Annotated in this window: 22 protein-coding genes and 1 pseudogene; 8 read left to right on the forward strand and 15 right to left on the reverse strand. The window is 70.1% G+C overall.

The features are described from left to right. On the forward strand, positions 1-643 hold a 643-nt coding region (locus H7J06_RS08095; RefSeq protein WP_264038215.1), incomplete at its 5' end, for an HNH endonuclease signature motif containing protein. Between the two features lie 12 nt (positions 644-655). Here the strand turns inward: H7J06_RS08095 and lgt are convergent. The 6 genes from lgt to H7J06_RS08125 form a co-directional block, all read right to left on the reverse strand. Continuing rightward, complete coding sequence (gene lgt, locus H7J06_RS08100; RefSeq protein ID WP_264038216.1) at positions 656-3,301, reverse strand: prolipoprotein diacylglyceryl transferase; 2,646 nt, start codon at positions 3,299-3,301, stop codon at positions 656-658. Further along, entirely contained in the window at positions 3,298-4,092 is a 795-nt protein-coding gene (gene trpA / locus H7J06_RS08105; RefSeq protein WP_264038217.1) for a tryptophan synthase subunit alpha, read from the reverse strand. The genes lgt and trpA overlap by 4 nt, the downstream gene beginning before the upstream one ends. Beyond that, the gene (gene trpB / locus H7J06_RS08110) at positions 4,089-5,357 is read right to left on the reverse strand and encodes a tryptophan synthase subunit beta (protein WP_264038218.1); all 1,269 of its coding nucleotides are present in this window, start codon (positions 5,355-5,357) and stop codon (positions 4,089-4,091) included. The genes trpA and trpB overlap by 4 nt, the downstream gene beginning before the upstream one ends. Positions 5,358-5,361: 4 nt before the next feature. Continuing rightward, complete coding sequence (trpC, locus tag H7J06_RS08115) at positions 5,362-6,180, reverse strand: indole-3-glycerol phosphate synthase TrpC (protein ID WP_264038219.1); 819 nt, start codon at positions 6,178-6,180, stop codon at positions 5,362-5,364. 83 nt (positions 6,181-6,263) lie between these two features. Next, the gene (locus H7J06_RS08120; protein WP_264038220.1) at positions 6,264-6,866 is read right to left on the reverse strand and encodes a TIGR02234 family membrane protein; all 603 of its coding nucleotides are present in this window, start codon (positions 6,864-6,866) and stop codon (positions 6,264-6,266) included. Beyond that, on the reverse strand, positions 6,863-8,389 hold the full coding sequence (locus H7J06_RS08125; protein ID WP_264038221.1) for an anthranilate synthase component I: 1,527 nt from the start codon (positions 8,387-8,389) through the stop codon (positions 6,863-6,865). The genes H7J06_RS08120 and H7J06_RS08125 overlap by 4 nt, the downstream gene beginning before the upstream one ends. Before the next feature lie 51 nt (positions 8,390-8,440). Between H7J06_RS08125 and H7J06_RS08130 the strand changes: the two genes are divergently transcribed. The 3 genes from H7J06_RS08130 to H7J06_RS08140 are packed head-to-tail and all read left to right on the forward strand — an operon-like array spanning position 8,441 to position 10,328. Continuing rightward, positions 8,441-8,896: a peroxiredoxin gene (locus H7J06_RS08130; RefSeq protein ID WP_264038222.1), complete on the forward strand. Its 456-nt coding sequence runs from the start codon at positions 8,441-8,443 to the stop codon at positions 8,894-8,896. Continuing rightward, positions 8,893-9,690 (forward strand): ABC transporter ATP-binding protein, encoded by a 798-nt coding sequence (locus H7J06_RS08135; RefSeq protein WP_264038224.1) that lies wholly within the window; start codon positions 8,893-8,895, stop codon positions 9,688-9,690. The genes H7J06_RS08130 and H7J06_RS08135 overlap by 4 nt, the downstream gene beginning before the upstream one ends. A gap of 5 nt (positions 9,691-9,695) precedes the next feature. Then, a complete protein-coding gene (locus H7J06_RS08140; RefSeq protein ID WP_264038225.1) occupies positions 9,696-10,328 on the forward strand; it encodes a flavin reductase family protein in 633 nt (210 codons plus the stop codon). Here H7J06_RS08140 and hisI read toward each other — a convergent pair. From hisI to H7J06_RS08185, 9 genes are read right to left on the reverse strand one after another with little or no spacing between them, the layout of a single operon-like run. Next, positions 10,325-10,672, reverse strand: a complete 348-nt coding sequence (gene hisI, locus H7J06_RS08145) for a phosphoribosyl-AMP cyclohydrolase (RefSeq protein ID WP_264038226.1) — start codon at positions 10,670-10,672, stop codon at positions 10,325-10,327. The two genes, H7J06_RS08140 and hisI, sit on opposite strands and share 4 nt — an antisense overlap. After that, positions 10,669-11,442: an imidazole glycerol phosphate synthase subunit HisF gene (hisF, locus tag H7J06_RS08150; protein WP_264038227.1), complete on the reverse strand. Its 774-nt coding sequence runs from the start codon at positions 11,440-11,442 to the stop codon at positions 10,669-10,671. The genes hisI and hisF overlap by 4 nt, the downstream gene beginning before the upstream one ends. Positions 11,443-11,444: 2 nt before the next feature. After that, entirely contained in the window at positions 11,445-12,260 is an 816-nt protein-coding gene (locus tag H7J06_RS08155) for an inositol monophosphatase family protein (RefSeq protein WP_264038228.1), read from the reverse strand. 6 nt (positions 12,261-12,266) lie between these two features. Continuing rightward, on the reverse strand, positions 12,267-13,010 hold the full coding sequence (gene priA, locus H7J06_RS08160; RefSeq protein ID WP_264038229.1) for a bifunctional 1-(5-phosphoribosyl)-5-((5-phosphoribosylamino)methylideneamino)imidazole-4-carboxamide isomerase/phosphoribosylanthranilate isomerase PriA: 744 nt from the start codon (positions 13,008-13,010) through the stop codon (positions 12,267-12,269). Further along, positions 13,007-13,627 (reverse strand): imidazole glycerol phosphate synthase subunit HisH, encoded by a 621-nt coding sequence (hisH, locus tag H7J06_RS08165; protein ID WP_264038231.1) that lies wholly within the window; start codon positions 13,625-13,627, stop codon positions 13,007-13,009. The genes priA and hisH overlap by 4 nt, the downstream gene beginning before the upstream one ends. Further along, positions 13,624-14,244 carry an imidazoleglycerol-phosphate dehydratase HisB gene (gene hisB, locus H7J06_RS08170; protein WP_264038232.1) on the reverse strand — a complete coding sequence of 207 codons (621 nt, stop codon included), beginning with the start codon at positions 14,242-14,244 and terminating at the stop codon, positions 13,624-13,626. Before hisB ends, hisH begins: the two co-directional genes overlap by 4 nt. Then, entirely contained in the window at positions 14,241-15,389 is a 1,149-nt protein-coding gene (locus H7J06_RS08175; RefSeq protein WP_264038233.1) for a histidinol-phosphate transaminase, read from the reverse strand. Before H7J06_RS08175 ends, hisB begins: the two co-directional genes overlap by 4 nt. Next, on the reverse strand, positions 15,386-16,714 hold the full coding sequence (gene hisD / locus H7J06_RS08180; RefSeq protein WP_275079140.1) for a histidinol dehydrogenase: 1,329 nt from the start codon (positions 16,712-16,714) through the stop codon (positions 15,386-15,388). Before hisD ends, H7J06_RS08175 begins: the two co-directional genes overlap by 4 nt. Before the next feature lie 60 nt (positions 16,715-16,774). Then, positions 16,775-17,335 (reverse strand): hypothetical protein, encoded by a 561-nt coding sequence (locus H7J06_RS08185; protein ID WP_264038234.1) that lies wholly within the window; start codon positions 17,333-17,335, stop codon positions 16,775-16,777. A gap of 382 nt (positions 17,336-17,717) precedes the next feature. Between H7J06_RS08185 and H7J06_RS08190 the strand changes: the two genes are divergently transcribed. The 4 genes and pseudogenes from H7J06_RS08190 to H7J06_RS08205 all read left to right on the forward strand — a co-directional run. After that, positions 17,718-19,274 (forward strand): PE family protein, encoded by a 1,557-nt coding sequence (locus H7J06_RS08190; RefSeq protein ID WP_264038235.1) that lies wholly within the window; start codon positions 17,718-17,720, stop codon positions 19,272-19,274. A 112-nt stretch (positions 19,275-19,386) separates the two neighbouring features. Next, positions 19,387-19,809 carry a nitroreductase family deazaflavin-dependent oxidoreductase gene (locus tag H7J06_RS08195; protein WP_264038236.1) on the forward strand — a complete coding sequence of 141 codons (423 nt, stop codon included), beginning with the start codon at positions 19,387-19,389 and terminating at the stop codon, positions 19,807-19,809. A 6-nt stretch (positions 19,810-19,815) separates the two neighbouring features. Then, positions 19,816-20,451 carry a LysE family transporter gene (locus tag H7J06_RS08200; RefSeq protein ID WP_264038238.1) on the forward strand — a complete coding sequence of 212 codons (636 nt, stop codon included), beginning with the start codon at positions 19,816-19,818 and terminating at the stop codon, positions 20,449-20,451. Between the two features lie 138 nt (positions 20,452-20,589). Then, positions 20,590-21,521 (forward strand): annotated as a pseudogene (locus H7J06_RS08205) (PGRS repeat-containing protein); the annotation flags it as partial.

Consider the following 21,521-nt stretch of genomic DNA (forward strand, 5'->3'; position numbering starts at 1 on the left):
CGGCCGGCGGCGGCCGGCGGCGATGATGGGTGGGCAGTTCCTGCCCGGGGCGATCGCCTGCCGCGCCACGGTCGGGGCGACGATCACCGCGATCGTGCACCCCGGGCAAGCCCCACCGGAACCCCGCTACCGACCCTCAAAGAAGTTGGCCGACTTCGTCCGCTGCCGCGACCTGACGTGCCGCTTCCCGGGCTGCCGCGTGCCAGCCACCCACTGCGACGTCGACCATGGCATCCCGTGGCCCTGCGGGCCGACGGCGGCGTCCAACCTGAAATGCCTATGCCGTCGACACCACTTGCTGAAAACCTTCTGGAGCGGCGAGAACGGTTGGTGCGAAACCCAACTCGACGACGGCACCATCGTGTGGACCGCACCCGACGGCCGCACCCACATCACCACACCGGGCAGCCGACTACTGTTCCCCGAACTGTCCCATCCCACCAGAACGGTTCAGGTGAGCGGCGTTCCAGCACGTCACGCGTCGGGTCTGACCATGCCGCGGCGCACGACCACCCGCGCCCAAGACCGCGCCAGACGCATCCAACGCGAACGCGAACTCAACCAAGAGTCTGAACCCGGGATGGATGAAGTCGAATCTCGAGGCGATCATCCTCCGGATGACGAGTCGCCCCCGCCGTTCTAAGCCGGAATGCGGCTAGCTCCGCTTCCACCAACGTCGCCGAGGCGTCTTGACGGGGTCCTGTGTCGGGATGCTTGGCTTCTTCGGGGAAGCTTCAGCAGATGCGGTGCCTTCGACGGCGGCGTCGTGGACCTCGGCGGCGTCGGCTTGTGCGGCGGTGACTTCGTCGCCTTCGACGGAGCCCAGGCCGTCCTCGGGGTCGGTGGTGGAGTCGTCGGAGGTAGCGTCCGCCGCAGCGGCTTCGGCAGATGCGGTGCCCTCGACCGCGGCGTCGTGGACCTCGGCGGCGTCGGCCTGTGCAGCCTCGACTTCGTCGCCTTCGACGGAGCCGAGGCCGTCCTCGGGGTCGGCGGTGGAGTTGTCGGTCGTGGTGTCAGCGGCTTCGGCGGCGTCGGCCTGTGCGGCGTCGGCCTGTGCGGCGTCGACTTCGTCGCCCTCGACGGAGCCGAGGCCGTCCTCGGGAGCGGCGGTGGACTCGTCGGTGGCGGCTTCGGCGGATGCGGTGCCTTCGACGGCGGCGTGGTGGACCTGGGCGGCGTCGGCTTGCGCGGCGGTGACTTCGTCGCCTTCGACTGAGCCGAGGCCGTCCTCGGGAGCGGCGGTGGTGTCGTCGGTGGCGGCTTCGGCGGATGTGGTGCCCTTGACGGCGGCGTCGTGGACGTCGGCGGCGTCGGCTTGTGCGGCGGTGACTTCGTCGCCTTCGACGGAGCCGAGGCCGTCCTCGGGATCGGCCGTGGTGTCATCGGCTACGGCAGCGGCTTCGGCGGCGTCGGCCTGTGCGGCGTCGACTTCGTCGCCTTCGACTGAGCCGAGGCCGTCTTCGGGGGCGGCGGTGGTGTCGTCGGTAGCGGCTTCGGCGGATGCGGTGCCGTCGAGGGCGGCGTCGTGGACTTCGGCGGCGTCGGCTTGTGCGGCGGTGACTTCGTCGCCCTCGACGGAGCCGAGGCCGTCTTCGGGGGCGGCGGTGGTGTCGTCGGTAGCGGCTTCGGCGGATGCGGTGCCCTTGACCGCGGCGTCGTGGACCTGGGCGGCGTCGGCTTGTGCGGCGGTGACTTCGTCGCCTTCGACGGAGCCGAGGCCGTCTTCGGGGGCGGCGGTGGTGTCGTCGGTAGCGGCTTCGGCGGAGGCGGTGCCTTCGACGGCGGCGTGGTGGACTTCGGCGGCGTCGGCTTGTGCGGCGGTGACTTCGTCGCCTTCGACCGAGCCGAGGCCGTCTTCGGGGGCGGCGGTGGACTCGTCGTGTGTGGCCTCGGTCGCCGTGTCAGCGGCAGCGGCTTCGGCGGATGCGGTGCCCTCGACGGCGGCGTCGTGGACGTCGGCGGCGTCGGCTTGTGCGGCGGTGACTTCGTCGCCCTCGACTGAGCCGAGGCCGTCCTCGGGAGCGGTGGCGGAGTCGTCATGGCCCTCGTCGGCCACGGCCTCGGCGAGGGCTTCGGCCTCAGCGGCTCCGTCGACCGCCGCCTCGTGGGCTTCGACCGCGCCCAGCTCGGCTTCGACGGCCTCGTCACCCTCCACCGAGCCCAAGCCGGCTTCGCGGTGCTCCTCGGCCTTGGCGCCCGCCTCGGCGAAGGCTTCGGCCTCGGCGATGTCCTCCGACGGCGCTGTCTCCACCTGCTCGGTCAGGTCCTCCGCCTCCGCGGCGGCCTCCGACTCGGTGTCCGCGCCACCCGTGAACTTGGTGGCTGCCTTGTCCTCGTCACCGGCAACCTTCGCCGCGGCGACCACACCCGACGTGGCGGCAACGGCCACCAGTTCTTCACCGATGTCGTCGACCAGAGAGCTGTCGGCGTCCTTCCCGCGCAGCGACGCCGGGTCCTCGCGACCCTTGGTCGCGACCATGATGTAGATCACCGCACCGATGAACACGAACGTCGAGGTGAACGTGTTGACGCGGATCCCCGCGATCAGCGAGGCGGTGTCGCTGCGCATCAGCTCGACCCAGAATCGACCAACGCAGTAGCCGGCGACGTACAAAGCGAACAGGCGGCCGTGGCCCAGCTTGAACCGGCGATCCGCCCACAGCAGGACCGCGAAGACCAGCAGGTTCCACAAGAGTTCGTACAGGAAGGTCGGGTGGACGACGGCGTAGACCTGGCCCGTCGACACACCGTCGAGCGAGTGCGGGCTGATCACGCCGGACGGATCCAACCGGTCGTAGATCGTCAGGCCCCAGGGCAGGTCCGTCTCGCGGCCATACAGTTCCTGGTTGAAGTAGTTGCCGAACCGGCCGATCGCCTGCGCCAGCACGATGCCGGGTGCGATCGCGTCGCCAAAGGCGGGCAACGGGATCCCCCGCCGACGACACGCAATCCACGCACCGACGCCACCGAGGGCCACCGCGCCCCAGATGCCGAGACCGCCGTCCCAGATGCGCAGCGCGGCAAGGAAACCCGCACCGTCGGCACCGAAGTACTTCGGCCAGTCGGTCATCACGTGATACAGCCGGCCACCGATCAGCCCGAACGGCACCGCCCACAGCGCGATGTCGTAGATGACTCCGCGCTCACCTCCGCGCGCCTCCCAGCGGCGATCGCCGATCACCAGGGCCGCGACGATGCCGGCGATGATGCACAGCGCGTACGCCCGAATGGGAAGCACGCCGAAGAGGTGCCACACCCCCTGCGACGGACTGGGAATGTAGGCCAGAACGGTTGTCGTCACGCGGAAATCCTCTGTCGCACACCCTCGGCGAGTTCCTCGGTCAGCGCTCGTACCGCGGGGATCCCGTCGGTCAGCGCCGTTACCAGCGCAGAACCCACGATCACGCCGTCGGCATAGGAACCGATCTCGGCGGCCTGCTCACGCGAGCGCACCCCGAGCCCGACGCCGACCGGGATGTCCGAGATCTCGCGGACGCGCCGCACCAACTCCGGCGCCGCATCCGACACTGCGTCGCGGGCACCGGTGACACCCATCGTGGACGCGGCGTAGACGAATCCGCGCGACACCGACGTCGTGGACGCCAAACGCTCCGGCGTCGACGACGGCGCCACCAGGAAGATGCGATCGAGACCGTGGGCGTCCGACACCTGAATCCACTCCTCGGCCTCGTCGGGAATGAGGTCGGGCGTGATGAGTCCGAGCCCGCCAGCCGACGCGAGATCGCGGGCGAACGCGTCCACTCCCCACCGCAGCACGGGATTCCAATAGGTCATGACGACGGCGTTGCCACCGGCGTTGCTGATCGCCTCGACCGCGGCCAAGGCGTCGCGCACGCGCACGCCGTTGCGCAGGGCCACCTCGGTGGCGGCGGCGATGGTGGGACCGTCCATTCCGGGGTCGGAGTACGCGACGCCGACTTCGATGATGTCGCAACCCGATTCGACCATCGCCGTCATCGCCGAAATGGAGGTGGCGACGTCGGGAAAGCCCGTGGGCAAGTAGCCGATGAGTGCGGATCGGTCTTCGGCGCGGCAGGTGGCGAAGACGTCGGACAACCCGTGGGCCGTCACAGCGCCGCCTCCTGCTCGTCGAGCAGGCCGAACCACTTGGCCGCCGTCGCGACGTCCTTGTCGCCGCGGCCGGACAGGTTGACCACGATGACGGCGCCGGGACCGAGCTCGCGGCCCAGTTCGAGGGTGCCTGCGATGGCGTGAGCGGATTCGATGGCCGGGATGATGCCCTCCGTGCGGCACAGCAGCGCGAACGCGTCCATCGCCTGGGTGTCGGTGATCGGACGGTAGACCGCGCGCCCGAGGTCCTTCAGGTATGCGTGTTCGGGGCCGACTCCGGGATAGTCCAGACCTGCTGAGATCGAATGCGATTCGATGGTCTGACCGTCCTCGTCCTGCAACAGGTAGGAGAACGAGCCCTGGAACGCGCCGGGTGAGCCGCCGGTGAAGGTGGCCGCATGCCGGCCGGTCTCGACGCCGTCGCCGGCCGCCTCATAGCCGACCAGACGCACGCCGGGATCGTCGATGAAGGCGTGGAACACGCCGATGGCGTTCGAGCCGCCGCCGATGCAGGCCGTGACCGCGTCGGGCAGCCGCCCCGCCTGATCCAGGATCTGTGCCCGCGCCTCCATGCCGATCACGCGCTGGAAGTCGCGCACCATGGTCGGGAACGGGTGGGGACCGGCGGCCGTGCCGAAGCTGTAGTACGTGTCGTCGGCGTGGGCGACCCAGTCACGGAAGGTCTCGTTGATGGCGTCCTTCAACGACTTCGAGCCGGATTCGACGGACACCACCTCGGCGCCCAGCAGGCGCATCCTGGCGACGTTGAGAGCTTGCCTGGCAATGTCGACCGAGCCCATGTAGATCACGCACGTCAGACCGAGCAGCGCACACGCGGTAGCGGTGGCCACGCCGTGCTGGCCGGCTCCGGTCTCGGCGATGACGCGGGTCTTGCCCATCTGCTTGGCGAGCAGTCCCTGCCCGAGGGCGTTGTTGATCTTGTGGGAACCCGTGTGGTTCAGGTCTTCCCGCTTGAGGAACACCCGGGCACCGCCGGCATGCTCGCTGAGCCGCTTCGCCTCGTAGAGCGGCGACGGCCGCCCGGTGTAGTGGCGCTGCAGACGGTCGAGCTCGTCGAGGAAGGCCTGATCGGTCCTGACCTTCTCGTAGGCCGCGGTGACCTCTTCGATGACGGCCATCAGTGCTTCTGGCACCAAACGTCCGCCGTAGGTACCGAAGTGGCCCTTGGCGTCGGGTTCGTGTGTCGATGGTTCGGCGACGGCTGCGCTGGAACGCGGCAGCTCTGGGCCTACGAGATCTCCCACTAGCTCAGCGCGAGGGTTTCGGGCAGGACGGGTGCGTGCCTGCGGTGACGAGGTCGGCGACGGCACTGCGGGGGTCACCACTGGTGACCAGGCCTTCGCCGACGAGGACGGCATCGGCTCCTGCGCCGGCGTACGCGAGCAGATCCGCGGTACCCCGGACGCCGGACTCGGCGATGCGGATGACGTTGGAGGGCAGCCCGGGCGCGATGCGCGGGAAGCAATCCCGATCCACCTCGAGGGTCTTCAAGTCACGGGCGTTGACCCCGATGACGCGAGCGCCGGCCTGCAGTGCGCGGTCGGCTTCTTCCTCGGTGTGCACCTCGACGAGCGCGGTCATGCCGAGCGACTCGGTCCGGTCGATCATCGACACCAGGGCCGACTGCTCCAGGGCGGCGACGATCAGCAGCAGCATGTCGGCGCCGTGGGCGCGGGCCTCGTGGATTTGGTAGGGACCGACGATGAAGTCCTTGCGCAGCACGGGAATCGTCACCGCCGCCCGCACGGCGTCGAGGTCGTCGAGCGAGCCGTGGAACCGGCGCTCCTCGGTGAGGACGCTGATGACCCTGGCTCCGCCGTCCTGGTAGGCCTTGGCCAGTTCGGCCGGATCGGAGATGGTGGCGAGCGCGCCACGCGACGGGCTGGCCCGCTTGACCTCTGCGATGACGCCGATGCCGTCGGTGCGCAGCGCGGCCAGAACGTCCAGCGCCGGACGGGCGTCCTTTGCGCGTTGCTTCACCTCGACGAAGCTGACCACGGCCTCGCGTGCGGCTGCGTCGACGCGAACTCCCTCGATGATGGAGTCGAGCACGGTCCCCGAACTCATCAGCCGTCGCTTCCCTTCACGCCCTGCGGAAGTACCCACGTAATCACTTCCACGAAGGGTAGTCGCCAGCGCCGCACGGGCTGTCACCGCCCCTCGTTGTCCGGAGACGTCGGGTCGCGGCCCTCGTCGAGCGCATCCCAGATCATTCGTTCCGACAAGCCGTCCTCGGGAGTCTCCCGCCGCGCGGCCTCGCGTTTCGCCGCCGGCGCCAGATACTTCCCCGGGTCCTTCGCGCCGCTCTTGGCCACTGCCGCCGACCGCACCAGCAGCACGGCACCGGCCAGCGCGCACACCGCGGCCACCAGCGTCACGACCGCCCCGGTGTGGTGGCGTTGGGTGTCGATCAGCGCGGTCACCGGGATCTGCGCGAGATCGGCGGCGCGGGCCGCGACGTCGGGGACGACCCACAACCCGATGCCCAGGTACCCCATGCCGACGGTCGCGACCGCGACCAGGCCGCCGACGAGTCGCAGCACCCACCCCCGCACGGCGAGCACGGCGACGGCCGCAGCCAGTGCCACCAGGGCCAGCGGCACCAGTGCCGTCGACCACGTCGCGCCGTTCAGCGACGTCGACTTCGGCTGACCGAGCCCGTCGAACGAGGTCACGTCGACCCACGTCATCCGGGACGCCACCCACAGCGCCAACGCCGAGACGACCAGCAGCAGTTGCGCGGCGCGGGTCATGGCGTCGTCAGGGTTTCCGCCGCCGCGATCGCGTTCAGAACCGCACGCGCCTTGCTGGCGGCCTCGTTGAACTCGTAGGGGCCGTTGGAATCGGCGACCACGCCGCCGCCGGCCTGCACGTAGGCCGTGCCGTCGCGCATCAGAGCCGTCCTGATGGCGATCGCGAAGTCGGCGTTGCCGGCGAAGTCGAGATATCCGAGAACGCCGCCGTACAGACCGCGGCGGGTCTTCTCGACCTCCTCGATGAGCTCCATCGCGCGCACCTTCGGGGCGCCGGAGAGCGTCCCCGCCGGGAAGCAGGCGGTGACGGCGTCGAGCGCGGTCTTGCCGTCGGCGAGCTGGCCGGTCACGGTCGACACCAGGTGCATCACGTGGCTGTACCGCTCGATGTGGCTGTAGTCCTCGACGCGGACGGTGCCCGGGACGCAGACCCGACCCAGATCGTTGCGGCCGAGGTCGACCAGCATCAGGTGCTCGGCGCGTTCCTTCTCGTCGGCCTGCAGTTCCTTCTCGAGCAGGACGTCTTCCTCCTCGGTGGCGCCCCGCCAGCGGGTGCCTGCGATCGGATGGGTCGTCGCCTTGCCGTCCTGCACGGTGACCAGCGCCTCCGGGCTGGACCCGACGATCGAGAAGTCAAGTTCCCCAGCCGCATTCGGGACGTTCAGCAGATACATGTACGGGCTGGGGTTCGTCGCCCGCAACATCCGGTAGACGTCGATCGGGTCGGCCGCGGTGTCCATCTCGAAGCGCTGCGACGGCACCACCTGGAAGGCCTCGCCGGCCTCGATGTCGCCGACGAGCTTCTCCACGATCGCCGTGTACTCCTCGACCGTGCGCTGGGCCCGGTGCTGCGGTGCGGGTCTGCTGAACGTCGCCACCGCCGAGGACAGCGGTTCGCCGAGCGCGGCGGTCATCACGTCGAGTCGGCCCACGGCGTCGTCGTAGGCCTGGTCGACGTGTTCGTCGGTGCCGTTCCAGTTGACCGCGTTGGCGATCAGCGTGATGGTGCCCTCGTGGTGGTCGACGGCGGCGATGTCGGTGGCCAAGAGCAGCAGCATGTCCGGAAGCGCCAAGTCGTCGACCGCGAGTGCGGGCAGGCGTTCCAGCCGTCGCACCATGTCGTAGGCGAAGAACCCGACGAGCCCGCTGGACAGCGGCGGCAGCCCGGGCAGCGCCGCCGTGGAGAGCACCTCCAGGGTGGCGCGCAGCGCCTCCAACGGGTCACCGCCGGTGGGAGCGCCTTGGGGGGTGACACCGAGCCACACCGCCTGGTCGTCGCGCACCGTGAGCGCGGACGGGGCGCCGGCGCCGATGAACGACCACCGCGACCAGGAGCGGCCGTTCTCGGCGGACTCCAACAGGAACGTTCCAGGTCGGTTGGCCGCGAGCTTGCGGTACGCGGACAGCGGCGTCTCGCTGTCCGCGAGCACCTTTCGGGTGACGGGGACCACGCGGTGGTCGGCGGCCAGCGCCCGGAAGTCCTCGCGTGAGGTGGTGGTGGCCAGGTCGGCATGAGCGAGCACGGGACAATCCTCCCAGACGGCGTCGAGGACGCGGGCGTAGCGTAGGCGGCCATGAAGCGTGGTGACGAGGTTGCCGAGTTCGAACTCCCCGATCAGACCGGCACCGTTCGCAGTCTGACGAGCCTGCTGGCCGACGGTCCGATCGTGTTGTTCTTCTATCCCGCGGCGATGACGCCGGGGTGCACCAAGGAAGCGTGCCACTTTCGCGACCTGGCGTCGGAATTCGCCTCGGTGGGGGCCAGTCGCGTCGGCATCTCCACCGACGCCGTCGACAAGCAGGCGAAGTTCGCGCAAGCGCAGAAGTTCGACTACCCGCTGCTGTCGGACGCCGACGGCGCGGTGGCGACGCAGTTCGGCGTCAAGCGCGGGTTGCTCGGCAAGCTGATGCCGGTGAAGCGGACCACGTTCGTGATCGACACCGACCGCAGGGTGCTCGACGTGATCGCCAGCGAAGTCAGCATGGACACCCATGCGGACAAGGCGCTCGAGGTGCTGCGTTCCCGGTGAAACCCGTTCTGCAACTTGACGACGTAACGTTCCGCCGCGACGGAAAGCAGATCATCGACGGTATCTCGCTGACCGTTCGCGAAGGTGAGCACTGGGCGCTGCTGGGTCCCAACGGCGCGGGCAAGAGCACGCTGCTGGGCTTCTGCGGCGCCATCACCTTCCCCAGCTCCGGCAGCGTCCGCGTGCTCGGCGAGCAGATGGGCCGAACCGACCTCGCGGTACTGCGACGGTCCATCGGGCACGTCAACCCGCGTCACCGGCTGCAGCACCCGCGGACCGTCCGCGAGGTGGTGCTCACCGGCATCACCGGAACCAACGACCTGCCCATGCGCTGGACGCCCACCGCCGACGAGCTCGAACGCGCCGAGGCGATGGTCGACACGGTCGGACTGACCCGAATCGCCGACAGCACGTGGCCGACGCTGTCCCAAGGTGAGCGGGGCCGGACCTTGATCGCGCGGGCGTTGATCGCGGGCCCGCGTCTGCTGTTGCTCGACGAGCCGTCGACCGGCCTGGACGTCGCCGCGCGTGAGCAGCTGCTGGAGACCGTCGACTCGCTGGGCCAGGCCCATCCCGAGGTGGCGTCGATCCTGGTGACGCACCACCTCGAGGAGCTTCCGACGACGACGACGCACGCGCTGCTGATTGCCGAGGGCCGAACCGTGGCCAGCGGTCCGGCGCGCGAGACGGTCACCACCGACAACGTCACTGCGGCGTTCTCCCACCCCGTTCAGGTCGGCTACGACGACGGCCGATGGACCGCCCGCGCCAAGGCGATCCGGATGGAGGTCTGACCTCGATGGCCCGGCACGACGCACACCATTACCTGACCGAAGACGGCACGGGACTGCCCCACGATCCGCTCAACGCCATCATCGGACCGCGACCGATCGGCTGGATCTCCTCGATCAGCGCCGACGGCGTGCCCAACCTGGCGCCCTACAGCTTCTTCAACGCGTTCAACTACCGGCCGGCGATCATCGGGTTCTCGTCGATCGGGTGGAAGGACACCGTCGCCAACGTCGAGGCCACCGGCGAATTCGTCTGGAACCTGGCGACGGCGTCCCTGGCCGAGAAGATGAACGAGACGTCGGCGTCGCTGCCTGCCGACGGAGACGAGTTCGCGGCCGGCGGCCTGACTGCCGTCCCGTCGACGACGATCGCGCCGCCCCGCGTGCTGGAGAGCCCGGTCAACTTCGAATGCCGACTGACACAACTGATTCAGCTGCGCGACACCGACGGGCAGACCGTGCCGACGTGGCTGGTGCTCGGCCAGGTGGTCGCCGCGCACATCGACCGGCACCTGCTGGTCGACGGCGTGTACGACACGGCTGGGGCCCGGCCGATCCTGCGCGCCGGTGGGCCCGCCGCCTACGCCGAGATCACCCCGGCGGCAATGTTCGACATGACCAGGCCGGACGACCGCGGTTAGCTCTCCGGCGCCAGGAGTTGGTCGGCGTCGAAGCAGGTGTGCTCGCCGGTGTGGCATGCCGCACCAACCTGGTCGACCTCGAGCAGCACGGTGTCACCGTCACAGTCGAGGCGCACGGAGTGCACGTACTGCGTGTGACCCGAGGTCTCGCCCTTGACCCACTGCTCGCCGCGCGAACGCGAATAGTAGGTCGCCCTGCGGGTCGCCAGGGTGTGGGCCAGCGCGTCGTCGTCCATCCACGCGACCATCAGCACCTGGCCGGTGCCGCGCTCCTGGGCCACCGCGGCGAACAGACCGTTCGCGTCGCGCTTGAGTCGCGTCGCGATCGATTCGTCGAGTGTCATCGCACCACGATCCCTTCTGCCGCCATCGCCGCCTTCACCTGGCCGATGGTGAGTTCCTTGAAGTGAAAGATGGTGGCCGCCAACACCGCATCGGCACCGGCCTCGACGGCGGGGGCGAAGTGGTCGACCGCGCCCGCGCCGCCGCTGGCAATCACCGGAACGGTCACCGCCGCCCGCACCGCGCGCAGCATCGCCAGGTCGAAGCCGGCCTTGGTGCCGTCGGCGTCCATCGAGTTGAGGAGAATCTCGCCGACCCCGAGTTCGGCACCGCGCCGGGCCCATTCGACGGCGTCGATCCCCGTGCCGCGCCGCCCGCCGTGAGTGGTGACCTCCCAACCCGACGGCGTCGGCTGCGAACCCGCCGGCACGGTGCGGGCGTCGACGGAGAGCACGATGCACTGCGATCCGAACTGCCGGGACAGTTCGGCCAGCAGCTCGGGGCGAGCGATGGCGGCGGTGTTGACCGACACCTTGTCGGCTCCCGCGCGCAGCAGCACGTCGACGTCGGCGACGGAGCGCACCCCGCCGCCGACGGTCAGCGGGATGAACACCTGCTCGGCCGTGCGCCGGACCACGTCGAGCATCGTCGAGCGGCCCGCCGAGGACGCCGTCACGTCGAGGAAGGTCAGCTCGTCGGCGCCCTCGGCGTCGTAGACCGCCGCAAGCTCGACGGGATCGCCTGCATCCCTTAGATTTTCGAAGTTGACGCCCTTGACCACCCGGCCGTCGTCGACGTCGAGGCAGGGGATGACGCGGACTGCGACGTCCATGCTCAGTACTCCCCCGGCGAACCGACCGCCGCCGCGATCTCCAAGATCCGGGCGTGCACGCTGGGCACCCCGGCCAGCGCCGAGCGCGACGTGGGCGTCCAGTCCTCGCCGGCGAGATCGGTGACGACGCCACCGGCCGCGCGGACCAGGGCCACCCCGGCGGCGTGATCCCACACGTGATGGCCGAAGCTGATGGCGCCGCCCAGCACGCCGGCGCCCGTGTACGCCAGGTCGATTCCCGTCGACCCGTGCATTCGGATGCGCGAGCATCTGCGGCTCAACTGTTCGAGCACCGCCACCCGATACCGGCCGGGGAACGTGCCCCGCGAGTCGACGTTGAACGTGCCGACGCCCACGATCGAGTCGCTCAGCTCGGCGGTCTTGAGGGCGGGTTGCGCAATGCCGTTGGCGTACAACGGCTCTCCCACGATGGCCGTGTAGCGGACGTCGCTGAACGGCAGCCAGGTGAGCCCGGCGACCGGCACGCCGTCCCGTAGCAGCCCGAGCAGGATCGCCGCCGTCGGCAGGCCGGCGGCGTAGTTGAACGTGCCGTCGATGGGGTCGAGCACCCACACCAGGTGCGAGTCGATTGGGGCGCCCCCGAATTCCTCACCGTGCACGCCGATGCCGGTGGCCGTCTCCAGCGCCTGCACGACCTGCCGCTCGATGGCCAGGTCGACCTCGGTCGCGAAGTCGTTGCCCTGCTTCCGCACCGCCGACTGCGCACGGTGACCCGCGACGAAGGGCTTGGCCGCGGCGTCGAGGATCACCGACGCCTCGGCGACGAGTCCTCTGAGGTCGGCGTCGTCCAATGCCATCCCGGTCTACCGACTCACCGCGGCGAGCGCCTCGGGAAGCGTGAACCGCCCGGCGTACAACGCCTTTCCGACGATGGCGCCCTCGACGCCGGCGCCGGTCAGGGTGGCGATGGCCCGCAGGTCGTCGAGGCTCGACACTCCGCCGGAGGCGATGACGGGCGCGTCGGTGCGTTCGGCGACACCGGCCAGCAGCTCGAGGTTCGGACCGTTCAGCGTGCCGTCCTTGGTGACGTCGGTGACGACGAAACGCGAACAGCCCTCGGCGTCGAGCCGCTCGAGCACCGGCCACAGATCACCGCCGTCGGTCTCCCATCCGCGCCCGCGAAGCCGGTACTGCCCGTTCTCGAGCTTGACGTCGAGACCGACGGCGACCTTGTCGCCGTGCTCGGCCATCACCCGTGCGCACCACTGCGGATTCTCCAGGGCGGCGGTGCCGAGATTGACTCGGGCGCACCCGGCGTCGAGCGCGGCGGTCAGCGACTCGTCGTCCCGGATGCCGCCGGAGAGCTCCACGGCGACGTCCAGCTTCGCGATGACGTCGGCGAGCAGTTCGCGGTTGGAGCCGCGGCCGAAGGCAGCGTCAAGGTCGACGAGGTGGATCCATTCGGCGCCGTCGGTCTGCCACTGCATCGCCGCGTCGAGCGCGGAGCCGTAGTCGGTTTCGCTACCCGCCACGCCCTGCACCAGGCGGACCGCCTTGCCGTCGACCACGTCGACGGCAGGCAGAAGAATCAGTGGTGCGTGTGTCACGAGAGCCCCTCGACCCAATTGGCGAGCAGCGTCGCGCCCGCGTCGCCACTCTTCTCCGGATGAAACTGTGTGGCGCACAGCGCGCCGTCCTCCACTGCCGCCAGGAACGGCACGTGATGCGTCGCCCACGTCAGCCGCGCGCCGGGGTCGCCCTCCCACTTCTGGGCGGCATACGAATGCACGAAGTAGAACCGGGTGTCGGCGTCCAACCCCGCGAAGAGCGTGCTGTCCGGCGGTGCGGCCACGACGTTCCACCCCATGTGCGGGACGACGGGGGCATCCAGGCGTACCACCGAACCGGGCCACTGACCGCAGCCGACGCTCTCCACGCCGAATTCGACACCGCGGCTGAAGAGGATCTGCATGCCGACGCAGATGCCGAGCACCGGATGGCCCTTGGCCAGGCGGTCGGCGACGATTCGGTCGCCGTCGACCGCGCGCAGACCCGTCATGCACGCCTCGTAGGCGCCGACGCCGGGGACCACCAAGCCGTCGGCGGCGGCGGCCGCGGCGGGGTCCGAGGTCACCTCGACCTCGGCACCGGTGCGTTCCAGGGCGCGCTGGGCCGACCGGAGGTTGCCCGAACCATAGTCGAGGACAACGACTTTCGTCGTCACAAACTCCCCTTCGTCGACGGCACGCCCGACACCCGCGGATCGGGCTCGACGGCCTGACGCAGTGCACGGGCGACCGCCTTGTACTGAGCCTCGGTGATGTGGTGCGGATCCCGCCCGTACAGCGTGCGCACGTGTAGTGCGATCCGCGCGTTCATCGCCAACGACTCGAACACGTGCCGGTTGATCACGGTGTGGTACGGCACCGAGCTACCCGCAATCGTGCTGTGCACCATGTACTCCGGCTCACCGGTGTGCACGCAGTACGGCCGGCCCGACACGTCGACCGACGCGTGCGCCAGCGTCTCGTCCATGGGGATGAACGCGTCACCGAAGCGCCGGATGCCCTTCTTGGCGCCCAGCGCCTCGCCGAGGGCCTGGCCGAGCACGATGGCCGAGTCCTCCACGGTGTGGTGCGCCTCGATGTCCACGTCGCCGGTGGCGTGCACCAACAGGTCGAAACTGGCATGGGTGCCCAAGGAGGTGAGCATGTGGTCGTAGAACGGGACGCCGGTGGCGATGTCGACCTGACCGGTGCCGTCGAGGTTCAGCTCGACGACGATGTCGGATTCCTTGGTCGTGCGTTCGACGCGGGCACGGCGTGGCGCCGGGGTGGTCATGGGGCTCCTACGGGGCTGCTGTCGGCGGATGAGGTGAGTTCGGACTCGGCGAGGTCCGCGCTGGTGTCGAGCAACACGTCGTTCTCGTCGACCAGGCCGGTGGTGGCGCGCAGAAAACCGGGGATCCCGACGTCCCTGATGAGCACGCCCGCCTCGAGGTACCGTTGCCAGGCCCGGGGTGCGTCGGCGAACTCCCCGAACAGGATGAAGTTGGCGTCACTGGGGATGACGCGGAAACCCATGTCCGTCAACGCCTTCGACACGCGGTCGCGCTCGGCGATCAGACGTGCGACGCTGCCGAGAGTGTCGTCGGCGTGCCGCAGCGCCGCACGCGCGGCGGCCTGGGTGAGCGACGACAGGTGGTACGGCAGCCGCACCAGCAGCAGCGCGTCGATCACGGCCGGATCGGCGACCAGATAGCCGAGGCGGCCGCCCGCGAACGCGAACGCCTTGCTCATGGTGCGGGTGACGATCAGCGTGGCCGGGAACTCCGCGAGCAATTCGACGGCGCTTGGCTGCGACGAGAACTCGCCGTACGCCTCGTCGACGATGACGATGCCCGGGGCGACCTCCAACAACCGGCGCAGGTCGTCGAGTGCGACGCTCTGGCCGGACGGGTTGTTGGGGCTGGCGAGGAACACGACGTCGGGCCGCTCCTCGGTGACGGCCGCCACGGCGACGCCGACGTCGAGGCCGAAGTCCTCGGACCGGCTGGCCTGCAACCACTCGGTCTGCGTGCCGTCGGAGATGATCGGGTGCATCGAGTAGGACGGGACGAAGCCCAGCGCGGTGCGGCCGGGGCCGCCGAACGCCTGAAGCAGTTGCTGCAGAATCTCGTTCGAGCCGTTGGCTGCCCACAGGTTCGCGGTCGTCAGGTCGACGCCGGTCTGGGCGGTGAGGTACTCGGCCAGGTCGGTGCGCAGCAGCACCGCGTCACGATCGGGGTACCGGTGCAGATCGGCTGCGGCATCGCGGACCGAGGCCGCGACGTCGTCGACGAGCGCCTGCGTCGGCGGGTGGGGATTCTCGTTGGTGTTGAGCCGCACCGGAACCGACAGCTGCGGTGCGCCGTACGGCGACTTTCCGCGCAGGTCGTCCCGCAGCGGCAGGTCGTCCAGGCCGATCTTGCGCGCGGTCTCCGTCACTTCTCGAACCTCCGTCGGACGGCCTCGCCATGTGCCGGCAGATTCTCGGCGTTGGCCAGGGTGACGACGTACCCCGCGACGTCCTTCAAGGCCGCCTCCGAGTAGTCGACGACGTGGATGCCGCGCAGGAACGTCTGCACCGACAGGCCGCTGGAGTGCCGGGCGCATCCCGCGGTGGGCAGCACGTGGTTGGAGCCGGCGCAGTAGTCGCCGAGGCTGACCGGTGACCAGGGACCGACGAAGACGGCGCCGGCCGAGCGCACCCGGGCCGCGACGGCCGACGCGTCCACCGTCTGGATCTCCAGGTGTTCGGCGGCGTAGGCGTTGACCGTCCGCAGTCCCGCGTCGAGATCGTCGACCAGCACGATGGCTGACTGGCGTCCGGTCAACGCGGCGGTGACGCGCTCTCGGTGCACGGTGGTCGGCAGTTGCCTGGCGAGCTCGGCGTCGGTGGCGTCGGCCAACTCGGTGCTGGTGGTGACCAGGACCGAGGCGGCCATCTCGTCGTGCTCGGCCTGGCTGATCAGATCGGCGGCGACGTGGACCGGATCGGCCGAGTGGTCGGCGAGGATGGCGATCTCCGTCGGCCCCGCCTCGGAGTCAATGCCGACCTGCGAGCGGCAGATGCGCTTGGCGGCGGTGACGTAGATGTTGCCGGGGCCGGTGATCATGTCGACGGGCGCCAACTCGGCGCCGTCGGTGTCGGTGCCGCCGTAGGCCAGCAGGGCCACGCCCTGCGCGCCGCCGACGGCCCACACCTCGTCGACCCCGAGCAGTCGGGCGGCGGCGAGGATGGTCGGGTGCGGCAGCCCGCCGAACTCCGCCTGCGGCGGGCTCGCGACGACGAGGGAGTCCACCCCGGCGATCTGGGCGGGGACGACGTTCATCACGACGCTCGACGGATACACGGCGTTGCCGCCGGGCACGTAGAGTCCGACCCTCTCCACCGGCACCCAGCGCTCGGTGACGGTCGCGCCGGGCGCCAGTGTCGTCGTGGCGTCGGTGCGACGCTGGTCGGCGTGCACCGCCCTGGTCCGCTCGATCGCGACCTCGAGGGCGGTGCGGACGTCGGGGTCGAGCTCGGCCAGCGCCGAGTCCAGCGCCGCCCGGGGCACCCGGACGGTCTCGGGCGCCACCCCGTCAAACGTCTTGCCGTACTCGAGGGCGGCCTCGGCGCCGCGCTCGACGACCGCGTCGACGATGGGACGCACCTTCGGCACCACCGCGTCGACGTCGACCCCGCCGCGTGGCAGCACGGCGCGCAACCGGGCGGTGGAGAGCCGCTCGCCGCGCAGATCGATGCGGGACATCTGAATGGTGACCATTGCGCCAATTGTCCCTGATGGGTCCAGCGCTTTGAAAATCGCGTCCCACCGGCGGGCGGCCTACTTACACAGGTTGGCGATCTCGGTGTTCATCTTGTCGGCATCCTGCAGGCGCGCGGCTTGCTGGGGATCGGTGTTGGGGATCCCCGCCGTGGCCGCGGCGCCGATGTCCATGAGCTTGAGCGCGAACGGTCGTACCGCGTCGGCCACGGGTTGCGGCGTCGCCGGATCCAGGTTGGCCAACAGGTACTGCCCGCCGCCCCCGAGCGCCACTCGGGCATTCGCCGCAGCGGCCAGTGCCCCCACCGCGTCATCCGGCCCACCCGGCGGTTGCAGGTTCGTGTTCACGTTGACTCCCACGCGAACCAAGCCGTGCGCTGCGCAAACCTTCGACTTGGCGGCAGCTTGCTGGGCGTCGGTGTAGGTGGGCGCGGCCGCCGTCACGGACGAGGACTGCGGCGTCGGCCGCAGGAGCGCCCAGATGGCCAGCCCAAGTGCCAGCAGCGCGACGACGCCCACGACCGCCAGCGCCGGTCGAGTGCGATCTGCAGGGGAGCCGTGGCTGGGGCCAGCTACTCGTCGGGCACTGGGCGTCGGCGCAGTCTTGGAGGTCTCCGGCATGGCGCGAATCATAACGACGGACGTCCGTATTCATCGGCTATTTCGATTGTTCAGCGAGCCGTCAAACGGTCGGACGATATTGATCATGAAATATGACCGTAATGATCTTGAAAGGCTTCCAGCGAGCTCCCAGCAAACAAAAATGACGTTTCTACGGAATTATCGAAAATCATTGACGCGATCTCCTCGGCAACTGTTAGCTTGTCGTCGGCTTGAGCAGCATGGCCGCAGTCGGAATGGGCTTGGGGGCAAGGGGGTCCGCGGTTAAGTCGCGGCGAGGGCGGGACGTGGCAGCCCTCGGCGATGTTCAGCACGCGTCGCTCGGCGCGGAACGGCAACTGCCGGAAGCTGTATTCCGGCTGCGTTGAAGGGGATTTACAAAATGACCACAGTAAACACGGCAGGTCGGCATCGCGCGTCGGTCACGGCCAGGCGAGCTCAAGCCAAGAAAACGACACAGCGCGCGGCGGGTGTGGCCGTCGTCGGCGGTGCGATGGCGGCCGCCATGTTCGGCGTGGCCGGGGCCGCGGGCATCGGTACGGCGTCGGCGGACACCAATCCCGTGGTGAACGCAGCAAGCACCTGCACCACCCCAATTTCGGGATGCCTGTTCGCGCCGACGGTCACAGCCTTGGCGCTTCCGGTCACCGGTGGCGGCACCAGCCTGCTGATCGGCAACAGCGCCAACCCGACGCCGCCCAGCGGCGGCGGTGGAGTGTTCCCCGACATTCCCGGTCTCAAGTTGCTGACGTTCGGATTGATCGGCGACGGCCTGTTCCCCGGTGACAGCGGCGGTCTGTTCGCGGGTGACGGGGCTGCCGGGCTTCTCCCGGGCCAAGCCGGCGGCAACGGTGGCTTCTTCTTCGGCAGCGGCGGTGCCGGCGCCATCGGCGGCGGTGCCGGCGGCAACGCCGGTCTCATCGGCAACGGCGGTCGGGGTGGCGCGGGCCTCATCGACGTGAGCATTCTCGGGATCTCCGCCAACGGCGGTCGGGGCGGCAACGGCGGCCTGATCGCCGGCGACGCCGGCAGCGGCGGTAACGGCGCCAACGGTATTGGCATCAGCGTCGTCGGCGTCGACGTCGGCACCGCACCCGGTGCGGGCGGACAGGGCGGCAATGCCGGCATTGGGCTCGGAAACGGCGGAAACGGCGGCAATGGCGGTTCCAGCGCTACCGCCGACCCGGGCGGTGCCGGCGGCAACGCCGGCAACGGCGCCTTCCTCGCAGGTAGCGGCGGCCAGGGCGGCGGCGGCGGCGACGCCAACAACCCGCTCGGCGCGGGTACCGCCGGTAACGGTGGCACCGGTGGTCAGTCCGGGATCGTCGGATCCGGCGGCGCTGGCGGTGCGGGTGGCGCGGCCACCGGTACGACGGGCGCGACGGCGGGCGGCACGGGTGGCACCGCTGGCTCCAGCACGATCGGCAACGGCGGCACCGGTGGCCTCGGCGGCGGTGCAACCAGCACGGGCCTCTCGGGAATCGCCACCGGCGGCAACGGCGGCGCCGGTGGCGGAACCTTCGCGGGCAACGGCGGTTCCGGCGGCCAGGGTGGCGCGGGCGCTGCGACGGGCCTCAACGGCACGGGCAACGGCGGCAACGGCGGCACCGGCGGTCGTACCAACCCGCTAGGTGGCGGTGGTACCGGCGGCAACGGCGGCAACGCCACCTCGACCGGCGGCGGAGGCAACAACGCCAACGGCGGTACCGGTGGTGCCGGCGGCAACGCGGGCTTCTTCTCCCCGGGTGGAACCGGCGGCAACGGCGGCAAGGGCACCGCGACGGGTGCGGCACCCGGCGTGGGCACCGGCGGCGCAGGCGGCGCAGGCGGCAACGCCGGATTCGGTGGCAGCTCCGGCGCCAGTGGCCAGACCGGCACCGGCTCGCCCAGCGGCGCAGGCCAGAGCAACGCCAGCTCGTCGGGTGGCAGCTCCGACTGACCCAGGAGTGAGGTAGGACGGGCGGGAGCCGACCACCGGGTCGGCTCCCGCTTCGTCGTAGGCGCCGGCGGTTTACGCTCCAGGGCAGACGATCCACGACTCGGGAGCCGCCATGTCACCGTCCGTTCCGCGCAAGGACCACCCCAACGACGCCCCCGGCGTGCCGATGCTCGTGCCGGTCTGGCTCGAGCGCTTTCAGATCAAGTACGTCAACCCGCTGCTGCGGCCGCTCTCGAAGCGGATGCCCGGCTTTGCGGTGATCTCGCACCGCGGCCGCACCTCCGGCACCGAGTACGAAACCATCGTCACCGCGTACCGCAAGGGCAACGTGCTGGCGATCGGGCTGATCCACGGCAAGACGAACTGGGTCAAGAACGTGCTCGCCGCGGGCGAGGCGGACATCCGCGTGGGCCGCAAGGACCTACACCTGGTGAATCCCCGGGTGCTGCCCGTCGGCACCGTCGACGCCACGCTTCCGCGCATCCCCCGGATGTTGGCCAAGCGCCAGGGCACCTTCGTCGCCGACATCGCGTAGGCGCCGATGACGCTCGAGATGTGGCTCGCGTTCGTCGTCGCCGCGATCCTGATCGCCGTCTCCCCCGGCGCGGGCGCCATCCAGGCGATGGCCACCGGCATGACTCACGGGGTGCGGCGTGGCTACTGGAGCATCGCCGGCATGGAGATGGGGCTGATGCTTCAACTCGCGTTGGTCGCCGTCGGGCTTGGCGCCTCGGTCGCCAGCTCGATCGTCGCGTTCAACGTGGTGAAGTGGATCGGCGTGTTCTACCTGGTGTATTTGGCCGTGCGGCAATGGCGTTCGGTGAAGACCGACCTCCGCGCCCAGATTGGCACGGTCGTCGACGGCGGCCGCCTCGGATTGTTCACCAGAGGTTTCCTGGTCAACGCCACCAACCCCAAGAGCCTGGTGTTCTTCCTGGCGGTCCTGCCTCAGTTCGTGGTGCCGACGGCGCCGTTGCTCCCGCAGTATCTGACGATCGCAGTGACGATGGTCGCGGTGGACCTCGTCGTGATGGGGCTCTACACCGGCCTCGCGGTGCGACTCGTCGAGTGGCTGCACACTCCGCGGCAGCAGACCATCCTCAACCGGGTCTTCTCGGGACTGTTCGCCACCGCCGCGGTGGTGCTGTCGCTGATGCGGCGCACCGCGACGACCTGACGGCGACGGAAAACTGACGCCAGGCTCGATTTTGGCAAATGCGGTCCGCATTTGGTAAACGTATGTTTACGACTGCGCGACCCGTGGTACAGGCGTCCAGCCGCCACGGCCACGAATCGATCCGGGAGATCTTCAGCAATGACCAGTGCTCCACGAAAGTCCTTGTTCACGGCCGTGATTGCGACGGGAATGCTGGCCGCCACCACGTCGGCCACGGGAGCCACGGGGGCTCCGCCGTCCGTCGGACCCGACGTCACGACGGCGGGGAGCGGGACCGTCGCGACTCCGCACGTCCACGTACCGACACTCGTGGCAAGCATTCAGCCGAGCGTGCAGCCCACCGCGCTGTCGGCCGCGGCGACCGAGGCCCACGCCGACGCGCCGCCCGCGGCCGAGTTCCACCGCCGTGACACCGCGCCCACCGGACCGAACAAGTTCGTCCCCACCGTGCTGGCCGGCCCGACGGCCGCCGACGTCGGGGACGCGGCGGCGGCCGCGCCGAACCAGGCCGCCATCACTCCGGGCCCGGCATTCGGCGACGTCGTCGGCTCGATGTACGCGGTCTTCGTCTCCAACGGAGCGCCGGGCCAGAACGGCGGCTTGCTCGTCGGCAACGGCGGACCCGGGTTGCTGCCTGGCCAGAACGGTGGCAACGGCGGGCTGCTGCTCGGCAACGGAGGCGACGGGGCGAGCGGCACCCGCGGTGGGTACGGCGGCAACGGCGGCAACGCCGGACTGTTCGGCAACGGCGGCAAGGGCGGCACCGGGTCACTGAGCGTCGTGGCCGGCGGACCGGCGAACGGCGGACGGGGCGGCAACGGAGGCAACGGCGGCCTGGTTTCGGGAACCGGCGGCGCGGGCGGCGACGGCGGCGTGGCCTTCAGCGGCGGCGGCACCGCCAGCGGCGGCGCGGGCGGCACCGGTGGACGGGGTGGACTGGTCTCCGGCAACGGCGGCAAGGGAGGTACGGGCGGCGAGGCCAGTAGTGCCGCCGGATTCGCCGGCGGCGGCGCCGGCGGCGCGGGCGGTGACTCGGGAGTCAGCGGTCGAGGTGGTGACGGCGGGACCGG

The sequence above is a fragment of the Mycolicibacterium hodleri genome (genome assembly GCF_025822245.1).
Lineage (GTDB): Bacteria > Actinomycetota > Actinomycetes > Mycobacteriales > Mycobacteriaceae > Mycobacterium > Mycobacterium hodleri.